The sequence below is a fragment of the Thermoflexibacter ruber genome (genome assembly GCF_900113045.1).
GTDB classification, from domain to species: Bacteria; Bacteroidota; Bacteroidia; order Cytophagales; family Thermoflexibacteraceae; genus Thermoflexibacter; species Thermoflexibacter ruber.
On the sequence record NZ_FONY01000036.1, the window covers coordinates 39,715 to 55,037 of the forward strand.

Sequence of the window (15,323 nt, forward strand, 5' to 3'; positions counted from 1 at the left end):
AACTTGATTTTATCTTTGCAAAATCAAATGCCCTAACTTATCTCTTTTAGTTTGTAAGTATTTCTCATTGTGCGGATTAGGGGCTATTTCTATGGGCAAAGTTTCTACTATCTCCAATCCATAGCCTATCAATCCTGCTCTTTTCTTTGGGTTATTAGAAATCAAGCGAATTTTGCTTACTCCTAAGTCCCTTAGAATCTGCGCTCCTACCCCATAATCCCTCTCGTCCATTTGAAAGCCTAATGCAAGATTTGCTTCTACTGTATCGTATCCTTGCTCTTGTAACTTATAGGCTTTCAACTTATTAAGTAAGCCTATTCCCCTACCTTCTTGGTTCATGTAAAGCACTACACCCTTTCCCTCATTCTCTACCATACGCATAGCATTATGTAACTGATTGCCACAATCACAACGACACGAACCAAAAATATCGCCCGTCATACAAGAAGAATGAACGCGTACCATGATAGGCTCATCTTTTTTCCATTCTCCCTTGACCAAAGCTAAGTGTAAATCGCCTGTATTGGTTTGCTGATAAGCCACCAATTGGAAATCGCCATAAGTAGTAGGCATTTGTACAGTTTCTTCTCTTTTTATCAAAGATTCTTTTCTCAAGCGATAGGCTATTAGGTCTTTGATAGATACAAGTTTAAGCCCGTTTTCATCTGCGATTTTGCGAAGTTCAGGAAGTCTTGCTGCTTCTCCGTGTTCGTTTAGCACCTCTATCAGCACTCCTGCTGGGTACAGACCTGCTAATCTTGCCAAGTCCACGCTTGCCTCTGTATGTCCTGTACGTCTTAGTACGCCTCCATTTTTAGCTTTAAGCGGATTGATATGACCCGGACGAGCTAAATCCTCAGGTTTAGTTTCTGCATGGACTAAGGCTCTAATAGTTTTCCAACGGTCTGATACAGAAATTCCTGTAGTTACGCCCTGCCCTATTAAATCCACTGTAACCGTAAAAGGAGTTTCAAAAGTCGCTGTATTGTTATTAACCATCATGTCAAGTTCAAGCTCTTCGCAGCGTGCTTCTGTCAATGCTACGCAAAGCGTTCCCCTGCCTTTTAAGATAAAATTAAGTTTTTCAGTAGTGAGTAATTCCGCAGAACAAATAAAATCACCTTCGTTTTCTCGGTCTTCGTCATCTACTACAATGACCACTTCTCCTTGGCGTATCGCCTCAATTGCCTCCTCTATAGTGTCTAATCTAATTGGATTAGCATGATTAATTTCTAACATAATTTTGGATGGGATAAACAGCGATTAATTCAACAAACTTATTGATAATAAATAAGTTATTTCACTGCTTAAAATATTTTATTAAATTTTTTACAAAACTAATCAATTTTGTTTTGTCTTTATATTAAAAACTAATGAATAAGAAAAATAGTTTACCTTTGCTAAATCAGGTAGAAATAGGAAAATAAGCACCATAAAACTTGGAGTTTTGGAACATTTTGTGTTAATTTGTAGTTATACTCATTACAAATAAAAAACAACGGTTTACACCAGTACGTAAGCCGTTATTTTTTGCTGTTTTTTAGGAAGTCCTTTTTTAAGATTCTATTCTTCAAATTAATTCTAAGATTTTAATAAGTAAGTGAAGATATTTGTTGCGAAACAAATGACTTTGCAAGTTTTTTCTTTCTTTATAAAACTTATAATGAATCTGTAAGAAATATCAAATAAGGATGGAGAGTAAAATTTATTATTTAACCAAACATAATTTACTAACACTATGGCAGTATCTTATTACACACAGGAGGGTTTCAATCGGTTAAAGGAAAAACTCCAAGAATTAAGAACTAAAGGCAGGGCAGAAATCGCGCGACAAATTGCAGAAGCGAGAGATAAAGGCGATTTGAGTGAGAACGCTGAGTACGATGCCGCCAAAGATGCACAAGGATTGTTGGAATTAGAAATCTCTAAGTTAGAGGAACTAATAGCCAATGCACGAATTTTAGATGAGTCTAATATCGATATTTCCAAAGTTTCTATTCTTTCTAATGTGAAAATTAGAAATACAGCCAATAAAATGGAAGTAACCTATACCTTAGTTGCTGAGGAAGAGGCTGACTTGAAACAAAATAAAATCTCAGTAAAGTCACCAATTGGTAGCGGCTTGCTTGGGAAAAAAGTAGGAGAGAAGGCAGAAATCACCACGCCAAGAGGCAAAATGACTTTTGAAATTTTAGAGATTTCGCGATAAGTACTGAAAAGTAACCTTGATGTGAGATTATCAAGGTTACTTTTATATGCTTAATCTTCAGCAAGTAGTTTCCTTGTAGGTCTGACTTCCCAAGTCTGGCATCTCTGATTTGGAAAATCAAAACCACGTTCACAAAAATTTTTAACTATTAATTTAAAAAATCGCATACCTCACCCCTACAAAAGCCCTCATTCCTTGCATAGGTGCGTAAATATAGGTAGGGTCAAAAGTATAACCGTTTGGGTTGCTCACAGGGTCATTCGCCGTTTTGTCAAAAGGGTCAAATGCCCGCAAAATTACATCGCCTTTAGGCATAAAATTGAGCAAGTTTTTCACCCCTCCATAGATTTGCAAGCCATTCCCAAAAGTTTTGGTAAGTTGCAGGTTTTGGATACTATACCAAGGCGATTTTTCTGGACGATAATCATTAGGCACTACAGGCAGGTGCATGGGGCTAAAAAAATTCCCTGTCCAATCCAAAGTAATTTGTGGTTTCCTCAATGTATAACTTAGGGCAAAAGTACCTGAAAATGGAGAAGTTTGGATTTGAGGAAGTTTGACTAAGCTACCTGTACCATCGTCTTCTTTCTGATACACGTCCATTAGAGTAACGCCTGCATTGATTTTTAGAGGGAAACGAAAAGAAAAATCAGTATTCAACGCAAGCCCTTTGGAAACTGCATGACCCCGCAAGTTCTCATAAATAATTTTGTCAGGGTCGGTAAAATAATCCGCAATGATTCTATTAGTAAAATAAGTATAAAATCCACTCACATCTACGTCAAACTCCCCGATTTCCGTATGTATGTGCTTTTGATAATTGGCATTGATATTCCAAGAACGCTCAGGTTGTAATGCTTCTCGGATTTCGACCCTTCTTGCCCCTGTGAGTGCGGCGTGGTCTTCGGTAAACAGATTCACTACCCTAAATCCATTTCCATAACTTACTCTCAATGTGTTATTTTCATTCATAGACCATTGGTAGTTGGCTCTTGGCGACCATACATTGCCATGCACGGGGTGCTTGTCATAGCGCAATCCTAACAATAGTTTTTGCTTTTTGAATAAACGAATTTCATCTTGGGCAAAAATGCCAAACAAAGTAGTTTTATTAGGTTGATTTTCTGTATTTTCTTTGGCAGTGGCAGGCGTATTGTCATCATAATGAGTATATCGCAAAGTCGAGCCAAGTAGCAAGTCGTGCTTGCCAATTTTTTTATCCCAAAGCAATTGTGCAAAACTTATTTTTTGGTCAGCCAAATAGCTCGTAGTGCCATATTGGGAATCTTGGATATGGCTATTGAAAGAATAATTGAGTACAATTTTTTCTTTGTCAAACGGTAGTTGGTAATTTCCTATCAGTTCAAAACGCTTTGTAAAAATACTTTCTCCATAAATAGAATCTGTCCCTCTAAACTTTCGCTCCCAAGAGGTTTGCCCGCCCCAACGGTCTTCGTACATATATCGCCAAGCAAGGTTCATCAAGCGACTATTTTTTCTTTCCACACTCCATTTATTAAAAATAGAAATGCGATTTTGCAAAGTTACATCGGTAAATCCATCACCATTTTTATCCGATATTTGATTAAAATTGAAGTAGTTAGCACTAATAAGAGATTGAGTCTTGTTGATGCTGAATTTCCCTGCTAAGTCGAGATTGTACTCCCCGTAGCCTGTTCCAAAGGCATCTAAGGAGAACTGAGGGGCTTTAGTGGGAGATTTGGTGATGATATTTATCAGTCCTGCGACTGCCTCTGAGCCATACAAAGTCGAGGCGGGACCTTTGACTACCTCTATGCGTTCTATGATGCTGTTAGGGATTCCACTCAACCCATAAACCGTTGATAAAGCACTGACTATGGGCATTCCGTCTATCAATACCATCGTATAAGCACCCGGCATGCCATTTATCCAAATATCTCCCGCATTACACACATTACAGCTCATTTGTGGACGCACTCCATTGACTATTTGCAAAGCATCAAAAAGGCATTGGGTAGGGTTTTTTTTGAAAAAATGAGGGGTAAAAACCTCTACATGCACAGGACTTTGAATGATAAAACTTTCTTTCATCGTCCCTGTAACTACTACTGCTTGTAATTCTGACAAATCTTCTTCTAAGTTAGCATTGAGCGTAGCGATTTTATCCTTATTTACACTGACGCTTACTTTAAACGGTTTAAAACCTACTCCAGAAAATTGGATTTGGTAAGTCCCCCAAGGAACATTTTTAAGCCAATAATTTCCCAAAGAATCTGAAATAGTGCCTAAGTTGGTATTGAGCAAGGCAATATTGATAAACGGTAGTGGCTTCCCTTCTGAAATCACCTTCCCTTTGATGCTTCCCTGAGCAAATGATAATACACTAACAAACAATAGGATAGTAATAATACATATAATTTTTCCCATATTTTAAGCAATTCTTGATTAATGTTTATACAAAACTAAATAACTATATTTATTTTTTAAAATAAAATTTAGTTTAGTCTAAAATATTTTTTTACTATATGCAAAAAGACTTTGTATAATTAAAAGTTCCGCAGGAATGACCTTTTTTGTTAAAATCAAAACAAAAAGCAGAAAACCCATTGAGATTTTCTGCTGATTTTTTTAAGTTTTCAATAAGATAAGATTCTGCATCAATTAATCATCATGCCCTTTGCTTGTTTCCATACCCAATACAGTCAAGCGGTAAGGAGTGCCACTGACCTTGATTTTAGTAATATTACTTGGATTAGCTACTTCTACTTGTACAATTTCGCCAGACTTGGGCTGTGTAATGTATATATACTTTTTAGTAGCTACAAGCTGTGGTTTTTGAGTTTCTGTACGCTCAACTTTGCTGATTACGTTAGCTTTTACTTTTAATGCCCCTGTTTGCAGATTGTAAATACTTACTTCGCCACTATGCAATAATACTATTAAATTTTCTCCTGAGAAGTCGGTCTTGCACTGCATAATATCCGTATTTTCTATAATTGGTGTTATCTTCTCTGTGGTAATATCAATTAGATAAGCCCCTTTAGCAGAAGTGTAACCTACAAACTTTCCTGTACCTTTGGCTTCTAAAATAGTTCCAAACCAAGCTGTACCAAAGTCAGCAGGATGGCTAATAAGTTTCTGATTACCATTTGGACTTACGACCAAAATACCGCTTGCTGAGCCAAAAGCAGCAGTTTTTCCGTCTGTTGCGTTTCCGTGAATACCCTTGGTTTGGACAGTAGAGGCAAAAATAGTTTTCCCACTAATGTCTATAATTTTTACTCTCTCGGGAAGCGTGCCAGCTATAGAGCCATCTTTTTCTGTGATTGCATAGTTGCCATTGTCAAACTTCGCCATGGCACCGTGATGTGCGACATTTCCTGCATTGATTCTTTTCATTCTCGAGCCAACCACATGAAAATTATTTTCATTAGCAATGTCAAGCGTACCGTCCCCGTCATTAAAAATAGCAATTTCACTTCCATAAGTTTTAAAGTGAGTAGGCATTTTACCATCACCCACTATCGCTCCAAACTTGGGGGTTCCTTTTACATCTGCATGGTCGCCATGATTTTCAAAGCCCACGTCAAATGTTTCTACCATATTGTCTGCTCGATGTACTAATACCGCCCAACGACCTGACTGAGTGGTGTAAATTGTAGATTTAGCGAAATTTGCTTCAAAGTTCTGGGTAGTGCCACTACGAGGATTCACTAAGGAAATTTGTTTGGTGTTTTCATCACTCACTAATACCCTGATGAATTTATATTCCTTGTTGTCATCAGGTCCGATGTCATTGTTTTTTGAGCAAGCAGTCAAAAAAGCTATAAAGACAAGTGCATAAAGTAGTTTTTTTAACATAACATTTAAGAGATTAAAATAAAAAATGCAACAATGTTGCAAATTTATAACAATACGCAACATTGTTGCAAATATTAAATGTTAAAAAATTTAGATTTTTTATGTTTTTAATCAATAGACTTACTACTACTTAAAAATCAAGTATTTACAAAATTATTAGAGTTTTTACTCTCTGATTTTCAATAGACTACTTTTCCAATCATACATGGTTCATTCATCTAAATTGCTACTGACTATTTATGGAACACGGATAATACTAATTTTACGAATAAAACACAGATTTTTTGAGTAATTCATCAGTGAAAATCTATCCAAATCTGCAAAATCTGTGTTCTAAAATTATTATCTAAAAAACTATATATTTAACTTATTGATTATAAATAGGTAACAATTCTAATATCAATGATGCACAATGTGTATTTCCAACTGAACAGTATCAAGATTTTGAAAGAAGTGTAGTAAACACTTTTAGCTAAAATTAGTATATTTGATAGACATATATATAAACCATATTTTACATGATTCAAGTACACTATTTTACCTTCAACGCTTTTAGTGAAAATACTTATATTTTAGCAGACCATACCAAAGAATGTGTCATCATAGACCCAGGCTGCTTTGCTGAGAGAGAAAAAAATAGCTTGAAAAAGTTTATTGAGGAAAAAGACCTGAAAGTAAAACTATTGCTCAATACGCATTGCCACATAGACCATGTGCTTGGTAATCAATTTATTAAAAATACCTATAAAGTACCACTGTGGATTCATGCCTTAGAGGAAGCCCCTCTGCGTTCAGTGCAGGTGTACGCACCTATCTATGGTATGCCAGAGTATGAGCCAGCCGAGCCAGACCATTTTATCAGCGAAAAGGACGCAATTTATTTTGGGGAATCTTCTTTGCAAGTCTTGTTTGTGCCTGGACATTCTATAGGGCATTTGGCTTTTTACAGTGCGAAAGATAAGTTCTGTATTAATGGAGATGTACTTTTCAATGGGAGTATCGGAAGAACCGACCTGCCCGGTGGGAATTATAATATATTGATGAATAGCATTTTTAATACGATGTATGCACTTCCGGACGATACTGTAGTCTATTGTGGGCATGGCGACCCTACCACTATTGGCAAAGAAAAAAAATTTAATCCATTTTGTGCGATAGAAGTCTGAGCAAAAAATTTGGTAATTTCTAAGGAAAAACCTTGTTTTACTGATATATTCGTATTTTAAATCCTATGTCTTGTAACTTTTTAGGTATTCTTAAAACTTATTCCAACAAGATTCCTACCACAAGTTCACAAGAAAAAATAAAGAAACTTGTGCTATTTGTGTTCTTGTGGTAAACAATTTCAAAATTTTTATTTACTAAGTATTTATGCAAATTATTAAATATCCTGAAAAAGAAACTTGGGCAAACTTACTGACTCGCCCCACGGCACGACTCAAAGAAATTGAAAAAAAAGTAAAACCTATTTTAAAAAAAGTAAAGAAGAAAGGAGATAAGGCTTTGCTCTATTATGCTTTAGAACTTGACAAAGCAGTTTTGACTGATTTGTTGGTGAGCCAAGAGGAGATAGAAGAAGCCAAAAAGCAAGTCAGCAGACCTTTGAAGCAGGCGATAGCCAAAGCTTATAAAAATATAGAGAAGTTTCACTTAGCCCAGCAAGAAAAATTTAAACCTGTCAGTACCATGACAGGCGTAACTTGTTGGAGAAAAAGCGTACCTATTCAGCGTGTAGGGTTCTACATACCGGGAGGTACAGCACCACTTTTTTCTACTGTGCTGATGCTTGGAATCCCTGCTAAAATTGCGGGTTGTGAGCAGGTAATTATGACCACGCCGCCTAATAGAGAAGGAAAAGTACACCCTGCTATTCTCTATACGGCAGATTTAGTAGGAGTGAGCAAAATCATTAAGTCAGGCGGGGCGCAAGCTATTGGGGCTTTGGCGTATGGCACTTCGCAGACCCCCAGAGTATATAAAATCTTCGGACCTGGCAATCAATTTGTTACTGCCGCCAAGCAATTAGTGGCTAAGCAAGGAGTAGCTATAGATATGCCTGCGGGTCCTTCCGAAGTGGCTATTTTGGCTGATGATACCGCTAATCCTGCCTTCATTGCCGCAGACCTACTCTCGCAAGCCGAGCATGGCATAGATAGCCAAACGCTTTTGGTAACTACCAACGAGGAGATTATCCAAAAAGTAGCCATAGAATTGGTTGCCCAAATAGAAAAATTGCCAAGAAAAGAAATGGCAAGGATTTCCATGACCAATAGTCGCTGTTTTTTAGTGCGTAACCACGAAGAAGCCTTAGACCTGCTCAACGAATATGCACCAGAACACCTAATCATCGCTACCCAAGATGCCAAAGTATTGGCAGAAAGAGTCATCAATGCGGGTTCTGTATTTTTGGGTAATTATACCCCAGAAGCGGCAGGAGATTATGCCTCAGGGACTAATCATACCTTACCTACCAATGGTTTTGCCAAAGCCTATTCGGGGGTTTCTTTAGATAGTTTTATGAAAAAAATAACTTTCCAGCACATTACAGAGGAAGGACTGCAAAATATAGGAGGCATAGTGGAGAAAATGGCAGAAGCAGAAATGCTTATTGCCCACAAAGAAGCCATATCTATTAGACTAAGACATTTGCAAGAAAGTAAAGCAAATAATCAGTGAGATTTAGTTTTTGCTACTTTATATTAGTGCTTTGCAGTATAAATAAAAAGCACCAATAAAGAAATAAAGCAAATTCTTTAACATTTATTTATCTTAATCTTAGAACAAAATGTAAAACTTATGCTGATTTACTAAGATAATTCTTGCTAAACCGTTTGAGGGTGAAATACTTGTTAAGCCGAGGCAAATTCATCAAAATTTTTAAAATTCTATGCAATAGAAAATTCATATTAAAACACCTATTTTAGTTCGTTAAACATGTAATAAAAATGGTATTTGCTAGCCTAAACTTCTTGTATTTTTTCCTGCCTCTCAACTTAATGCTTTATTACAGTTGGAGTAACCAAAACTACCGCAACATAGTGCTTACGCTCATGAGTTTTGTATTCTATGCTTGGGGCGAGCCTGTATGGGTTAGTTTACTTATTTTCTCGGCAACCATTGATTATTTTCACGGTATTTTGATTGAAAAGTATCTCGGGACTCCCTACCAAAAACTCCCGCTTATCTCATCGCTGGTGCTAAACCTCTCGCTTTTGGGTTCTTTTAAATACTCAGGCTTTATCACCGAAAACTTGAATGCCCTCACGGGACTTTCGCTGCCCGTCCCTGCGTTTAGTTTACCTATTGGTATTTCATTTTACACTTTTCAAACCATATCGTACGTAATTGATGTACACAGAGGCGAGATACAAGCTCAAAAGAGTTTTATGAAATTTGTGATGTTTGTAAGTCTTTACCATCAACTGGTAGCAGGTCCTATTGTGCGGTATGCACACATTGCACACGAAATAAACAACAGAGAGCATCGATTAGCAGACCTTAGTCAAGGTATTAGTCGCTTTTGTATTGGTCTATTCAAAAAAGTAGGTATTGCCAATGTAGCAGGCGAGCTTGCAACGACTTATCTGGACACCAACATGGCAAGTTTGGCAGTAACCGAGGCTTGGTTTGGTATTACGGTATATGCTTTTCAAATTTATTTTGATTTCTCGGGTTATTCGGACATGGCAATTGGTTTGGGAAAAATGTTTGGTTTCCACTATCACGAAAACTTCAATTACCCTTATACTGCCAAATCTGCCATCGACTTTTGGCGAAGGTGGCATATTTCTTTAAGCTCTTTTTTCCGCGACTATGTATATATTCCTTTGGGAGGCAATAAGCAAGGGCTTTATCGCAACCTATTAATTGTATGGTTTCTAACGGGTTTGTGGCATGGAGCGAGCTGGAACTTTATTTTGTGGGGACTATTTTGGGGCTTGCTCATTATGTTAGAACGACTATTTTTAGGGAGAGTTTTGGCGTACCTGCCTCGTTTTGTCGGACATTTCTACCTGCTTTTGGCAATGCTGGTGGGGTGGGTATTTTTCTATTTCACTGAATTATCTAAAACACTCTGGTTTTTGAAAATTTTGTTTGGTTTTTCAACAAACCCATGGCACGCCCCTGACCTCAATATCGTTCTAATGAATCATGTTTTTTGGCTACTTTTCGCAATATTGTTTTCTATGCCTGTTTATATGTGGTTCAAGCAATATCTCAAGCAGAGGTTTGCCTATGTGGAAATGGCACTCAGTTTTGTGTTTTTACTATTGGCTACTGCCATGTTAGTAGGTAATACCTTCAATCCTTTTCTATACTTTCGTTTCTAAAAACAGATACCGATGAAAAAATATGCTCAGTTGATACACAGTTTTTTGTTTGGAATGCTCCTTACCGTTTTGGGAGTGTTGCTATGGGGGCTACCCAAAAAAAATATCAGCGAAAGAGAAAAGCGAATACTAACCCAACTGCCTGCTTTTAATTTTAATACGCTTGCCACAGGTCTGTACATGGACAGCCTCGACGCTTTTACAGCAGACCACTTTCCTGCAAGAGATTTCTTTTTAACGATTTCGGACTCGCTCAAAAGTTTGCGTGGCATACAGCAAGAAAGTAAAAAAGTGTACACCAGCCTACCCAGTGTAGATGCCCTTGCAGATGAAGACGATAGCTTGCAAACTTTTAAAGACACCGAACAGGTACGCAATACCAAAGGACTAGTAGTAGCAAGAGGGCAGGCTTTTCATGTGTTTACCAACGAGCAGTCCCTTGCCTCCGATTTCGCCGCAGTACTAAACTTGTACCCCGTCAAAATAAAAAGTAGTCGCTTTTTTTGTGTGATTGCACCTACGGTCGGTAGTTACAAAATGCCTGATGAGTATGCCGCTTATGCTACCAAAGAGAGCGAGAACATTCGGGAGATTTATCAAAAATTGCGAAAAATAAAAGGAGTTGAGGTAGATAGTATATTGCGAAGCCACGCCAACGAGTATATTTTTTACCGAACCGACCACCACTGGACAGGTTTAGGGGCTTACTACGCTTACGTAGCGTTTTGCGAGCAGGCACAACTCCAACCTATCGACTTAGCAGCCATGCCCAAACGAGCAGTAGAGGGAGCATTTTTAGGAACACATTTTCTCAAAACCAACGATGCTTCGCTAAAAGCTACACCCGATACCGTCTTTTATTGGATACCTCCCGTTGAAGAGATAGCACAAAAATGGAGCAACGGTGAAATGCAGCCCACACCCTCCCTGAAAGTAAACAATATTGAAAAAAATCGCTATTTGGTATTTTTAGGTGGAGACGAGGGGCTTATGAGGCTTTTCTCAAAGAATGTGAAAAACAAAAAAACGGCTTTGGTCATCAAAAACTCTTACGGAAACCCTTTTGTGCTATACCTCACTGCTAACTACGAACAAGTTTGGGTAGTCGACTACCGATATTTCAAAGGAAATCTTTTAGAGATTTTTCAACAATACAAGGTAGATGATATAATTTTTATGGGTGGCATATTTGCCGCCAACGAACCTACGCACATTAAAAAAATTAAGAAAATTTTGAGATGACATGCCCTCCTTGTGAGGTCTTGCAGCCCTGACAAAGTTTGAAGTCTGCAACTTACTGTTTTATTTTCCGAAGTATCTTTTTAAAAATCGGATACAGAAACTCAGCCTGACGCTGCATGCCCAAGTCGCTATGATGTACTAAGTCGACTGTGGCTTCGGTATCTTGACCAAGCAGACCATTGCCCTTAATGTAATACAAGTTTTTAAAACCTTCTTTTTTCAATTTTTTCACAATTTCTTGGGTAATAAGCCCCTCCTCCGTTGGGAAATCACGCTTGGGGTTCGAGCCTTCTATAAGCACAATAGGTGCGTAGGGACGCTTTGCTCTTATTTTTCTGATGGCGGGTTCAGTACGGGTTTGGGTTTCATCTTTGGTAGTGTTGTGGTGGCAGTCAATCACATACACCGCTGCTTCGACCTCGCTTATCAGTTCTTGCATCTCAGGTTCGAGTTTGGCATTGCCCGAGAAGCCTAAGTTGATAATGTGTACTCCCAGTTTTCTTCCCAAAATGGACGGGTACGCCATGCCCGCTCGCGACGCACACGCCCCTTGCAAAATAGACGTGCCGTAAAACAGAATAGGTTTATGCACAACAGCATGAAAAATAGTATCTTTCTGAATAACATAGCCCATAGGCACACCAATTTCCAACAATTTTGTGCCATTGTACAGCGGCAAGTAGAGCAAGTACGAAGACAAATGATTTTGTTGGGTATTTGTATTGAAAACCGCCAAATTTTTGACATTCTTAGGAATACCCGTTCCTAAAAATAGGTATTCTTTTTTGTTATTTAGCACATATACATCTACGCCGCTTACTCCTGTGGCAGGCATGTGAGGCATTGCCAGCATAGTACTCGTAAGCTCCCAGCGTATATAAAACTGTAAAGCATTGGTGTAAAAACGCACCAAAATCCCTGCCGAGTGCTGCCCTAACTCCCATACAGGATCGCGTACTAAGCCTTTGGCAGTGGCAGGAAGTCGGTCGTAGTCATTTTCAGTATTGCTGAAACCTTTACCTTCTATCTCCAAAGTATTGGCATTTACCCACAGTGTATCCTGTCCGAGAGCTTCTAAATAAAAACACAATAGCAAAAAAAATGTATATTTTCTCATCTTTTTCTTAAATTTTATGAGTGGTAGTACAAAGTTAAAAACCTAAGCAATACTTCAAAATCCAAACAGCCTCTGAAATGAGTAAATACCTCTTAATTAGTTTTTTGAATGAAATTCTACATAACCATAAAATAGCAACACTTACCTAAAAAAACAGAATGCTTAGTAATAAATGACTTTTAGGCAGAAAAGTGATTTACGACTTATATTGCGAGAACAAGTAATCTCTATATAGATAGACTAAGACATTTGCAAGAAAGTAAAGCAAATAATCAGTGAGATTTAGTTTGGATTTTCATTAAAATTTGTAATTTTGCACTCCCAAAAAAGTTATTGAGGAAGTTTCTCACTATTCCACTTTTAAGTTTGTATTTATTATCAATTACTTACAAGTCTGAATGTGAGATATTGAGAGGAAAATCTAAATTAGTTTTTTATTATCTAACAAATATCATCATGGGCATCACGAGATTAAAAAGAAAAGACAGAAAAAACTCTAATCGCGCCAATGCAAGAGTAGCCAAAATAAAATTACTAACTGCAAAACCTGTCATCAAAAACATTGACGTAGAAGCGATTAAAAAGTCTTTTGAAGAGAAAAAAGCAGCAACAAACTAAACAAAATGCGTGGTGATAAAAAGCTACGCATTTTTTATTTGCCTTTACTTTTTCAGAAGCCTATCCTTCACCAAAGCAGCTATAAACATGAAAAATGCCAAAAAAGCACAGACTCTGGCGATATAGTCCCCTGATTGAGCATAAAAGGTCATTTCTTTGTTTGCTTTTATCGTTCCTCGCAAAGCTATCATCTCATCATATTTGGAGGCTTGGATAATCTCTCCCCTTTGATTAACAAAACCCGATATACCTGTATTTGCCGCTCTTGCTACACTCCTACGCGTTTCTATGGCTCTTAGACTTGCATGAGCAAGGTGTTGCACGTGTCCCGAGGTATTGCCCCACCATCCGTCGTTGGTAATGATACAGATAATATTTGCACCCTTTTGTATATATTCCGTTACAAATTCTCCATAAATAGACTCGTAGCAAATCACAGGGGCAAAACCAATACCTTCTTTATTAAAAAAAGCCTCTCTTTCTTCTTGTATGCCCAAATCACCCGCTATTCCTCCTAAGTTAATCATAAAAGCCCTGCCAAATAGCTTGAAAATATCTCGCAAAGGATTGGTTTCCACCCCAATCACCAATTTTGACTTGTGATAAAGCGCTATTTTTTCGTTATCTCCTTTGAAAACAGGCTCCTGATAAAGTTTTTCTTGGTTGCCTACAAAAATAGCCATGTTAAAATAGTCGTAGTAAACGCCATTGGAGTTTCTGGTCGTAGGTGTAGCATCGGGTTTGTCGTACAAAACGTAGGAATCTGCTCCTGATAAAAAAGAAAGTGCAGGATAGCTACTTTGCAGCTGCATCATTCTTTGCACTGCCTCTACTCTTAATACGTCAGCTTCATTAAATGCCTCATGCAGAGAGGTTTCAGGGAAAGCAACTAAGGCAGTTTTTTCTGTGATTTGTGGTTGAGAAAGTTGGAAATAGCGATTGACTTGTTCATGATAAGGCACAAAGGTCTTGGCATTGTCTTGTCCTGTTCTGGCATTATAAGTAAATTTTTCTTCGTAACAATCTAAATTGGGCTGTACCACTACGATTTCTACCTCTTCGCCTTTTTCCTTGTGAGAGAAATACAAAACGTAGGAAAAAATAATCGGCAGTAAAAAAACAATGAAGGCAGGAATAATATTTTTTTTCTTGAAAAAGAAATTAAAAATCAAAATATTAACCAATAGTACCCAAACTGCTCCTCCAAAAATCCCTGTGTATTCGTACCACTGCACCCATGCAGGCATAAAGCCAAAAGGATTACCTATAAGTAGCCAAACCCAAGACAAAGCCCAATGCAGATGCACATATTCAAAAGCTATCCAACATACTAAAAATGCCAAGTAACCAAACTTATCTTTGGAATATTTTTTTGTCCAATGAAAAAATAGCATAGGAAGCGTCATCAGAGCCGCATTAGCTGTAAAAGCCGCAATGCTTCCTCCCTGTGTGGAGTTCCAAATCCACCAAGTAGAGGTAATATTCCAAATCAGCATAGATAGATAAGTGAATTGCCATAGTTTCCAAGTAGGTCTTTTGTACTTTTCGCTATTTTCTGAGATGTGTTTTTCTAAGGCTAAAAGAGGGATAAAAGCAAGAAAAATGAACCAAAAGGTATATTTGTACCAAGACAAGCCCGCTAATAACCCACTGCTGAGAGATAAAAAGAGTAAGTAATAGGGTTTATTTGAAAGATGCTCAAAAATGTTTCTCATTTTGATTGTTGGATTAGGCAGGGCAAAATTAAAAAATAAAATAAATAAGTATGCTTTAATTCAAGGTGGTGCTTTCAAATGTATGATAATTTTATGTGTTTAAAAAAATCCGTTCTCATCGGTACAATCTGTTTCATCAGTGTTCCAAAATAGAACACCGATAATACGGATTTGGCTGATAAACACAGATTTTTATTCAAAAAAACACTTTTCTCATCAAATTGATAACAGTAGATAAAATACCATCA

Annotated in this window: 11 protein-coding genes; 6 read left to right on the top strand and 5 right to left on the bottom strand. The window is 37.6% G+C overall.

Annotated elements, in window-relative coordinates; genetic code table 11:
- Positions 1-9 precede the first annotated feature (9 nt).
- A complete protein-coding gene (locus BM141_RS17400; RefSeq protein WP_091548744.1) occupies positions 10-1,239 on the bottom strand; it encodes a bifunctional 3,4-dihydroxy-2-butanone-4-phosphate synthase/GTP cyclohydrolase II in 1,230 nt (409 codons plus the stop codon).
- A gap of 499 nt (positions 1,240-1,738) precedes the next feature.
- Here BM141_RS17400 and greA point away from each other — a divergent pair, with 499 nt between their 5' ends.
- The gene (gene greA, locus BM141_RS17405; RefSeq protein ID WP_091548745.1) at positions 1,739-2,209 is read left to right on the top strand and encodes a transcription elongation factor GreA; all 471 of its coding nucleotides are present in this window, start codon (positions 1,739-1,741) and stop codon (positions 2,207-2,209) included.
- Positions 2,210-2,362: 153 nt separating this feature from the next.
- On the opposite strand, the gene BM141_RS17410 is transcribed toward greA, so the two are convergent.
- Both BM141_RS17410 and BM141_RS17415 read right to left on the bottom strand, forming a co-directional pair.
- Positions 2,363-4,618, bottom strand: coding sequence for a TonB-dependent receptor (locus tag BM141_RS17410; RefSeq protein WP_091548746.1), 2,256 nt, complete (start codon positions 4,616-4,618; stop codon positions 2,363-2,365).
- Between the two features lie 234 nt (positions 4,619-4,852).
- Positions 4,853-6,052, bottom strand: coding sequence for a hypothetical protein (locus BM141_RS17415; RefSeq protein ID WP_177217435.1), 1,200 nt, complete (start codon positions 6,050-6,052; stop codon positions 4,853-4,855).
- Positions 6,053-6,570: 518 nt separating this feature from the next.
- On the opposite strand from BM141_RS17415, the gene BM141_RS17420 reads away from it, so the two are divergent.
- From BM141_RS17420 to BM141_RS17435, 4 genes are all read left to right on the top strand, one after another.
- Positions 6,571-7,218, top strand: coding sequence for an MBL fold metallo-hydrolase (locus tag BM141_RS17420; protein ID WP_091548748.1), 648 nt, complete (start codon positions 6,571-6,573; stop codon positions 7,216-7,218).
- 205 nt (positions 7,219-7,423) lie between these two features.
- Complete coding sequence (gene hisD, locus BM141_RS17425; protein WP_091548749.1) at positions 7,424-8,728, top strand: histidinol dehydrogenase; 1,305 nt, start codon at positions 7,424-7,426, stop codon at positions 8,726-8,728.
- 269 nt (positions 8,729-8,997) lie between these two features.
- Entirely contained in the window at positions 8,998-10,383 is a 1,386-nt protein-coding gene (locus BM141_RS17430) for an MBOAT family O-acyltransferase (RefSeq protein ID WP_091548750.1), read from the top strand.
- A gap of 12 nt (positions 10,384-10,395) precedes the next feature.
- On the top strand, positions 10,396-11,625 hold the full coding sequence (locus BM141_RS17435; protein ID WP_091548751.1) for a DHHW family protein: 1,230 nt from the start codon (positions 10,396-10,398) through the stop codon (positions 11,623-11,625).
- A gap of 52 nt (positions 11,626-11,677) precedes the next feature.
- Here the strand turns inward: BM141_RS17435 and BM141_RS17440 are convergent, their stop codons facing one another.
- Complete coding sequence (locus BM141_RS17440; protein ID WP_091548752.1) at positions 11,678-12,742, bottom strand: SGNH/GDSL hydrolase family protein; 1,065 nt, start codon at positions 12,740-12,742, stop codon at positions 11,678-11,680.
- A 456-nt stretch (positions 12,743-13,198) separates the two neighbouring features.
- On the opposite strand from BM141_RS17440, the gene BM141_RS23070 reads away from it, so the two are divergent.
- Entirely contained in the window at positions 13,199-13,360 is a 162-nt protein-coding gene (locus BM141_RS23070) for a hypothetical protein (protein ID WP_177217436.1), read from the top strand.
- Positions 13,361-13,404: 44 nt separating this feature from the next.
- Here the strand turns inward: BM141_RS23070 and lnt are convergent, their stop codons facing one another.
- A complete protein-coding gene (lnt, locus tag BM141_RS17445; protein ID WP_091548753.1) occupies positions 13,405-15,075 on the bottom strand; it encodes an apolipoprotein N-acyltransferase in 1,671 nt (556 codons plus the stop codon).
- Positions 15,076-15,323: the final 248 nt, after the last annotated feature.

Excerpts from the sequence above, each read along its gene's own strand:
- BM141_RS17400 (WP_091548744.1), bottom strand. The coding sequence starts at position 1,239 with ATGTTAGAAATTAATCATGCTAATCCAATTAGATTAGACACTATAGAG.
- greA (WP_091548745.1), top strand. The coding sequence starts at position 1,739 with ATGGCAGTATCTTATTACACACAGGAGGGTTTCAATCGGTTAAAGGAA.
- BM141_RS17410 (WP_091548746.1), bottom strand. The coding sequence starts at position 4,618 with ATGGGAAAAATTATATGTATTATTACTATCCTATTGTTTGTTAGTGTA.
- BM141_RS17415 (WP_177217435.1), bottom strand. The coding sequence starts at position 6,052 with ATGTTAAAAAAACTACTTTATGCACTTGTCTTTATAGCTTTTTTGACT.
- BM141_RS17420 (WP_091548748.1), top strand. The coding sequence starts at position 6,571 with ATGATTCAAGTACACTATTTTACCTTCAACGCTTTTAGTGAAAATACT.
- hisD (WP_091548749.1), top strand. The coding sequence starts at position 7,424 with ATGCAAATTATTAAATATCCTGAAAAAGAAACTTGGGCAAACTTACTG.
- BM141_RS17430 (WP_091548750.1), top strand. The coding sequence starts at position 8,998 with ATGGTATTTGCTAGCCTAAACTTCTTGTATTTTTTCCTGCCTCTCAAC.
- BM141_RS17435 (WP_091548751.1), top strand. The coding sequence starts at position 10,396 with ATGAAAAAATATGCTCAGTTGATACACAGTTTTTTGTTTGGAATGCTC.
- BM141_RS17440 (WP_091548752.1), bottom strand. The coding sequence starts at position 12,742 with ATGAGAAAATATACATTTTTTTTGCTATTGTGTTTTTATTTAGAAGCT.
- BM141_RS23070 (WP_177217436.1), top strand. The coding sequence starts at position 13,199 with ATGGGCATCACGAGATTAAAAAGAAAAGACAGAAAAAACTCTAATCGC.
- lnt (WP_091548753.1), bottom strand. The coding sequence starts at position 15,075 with ATGAGAAACATTTTTGAGCATCTTTCAAATAAACCCTATTACTTACTC.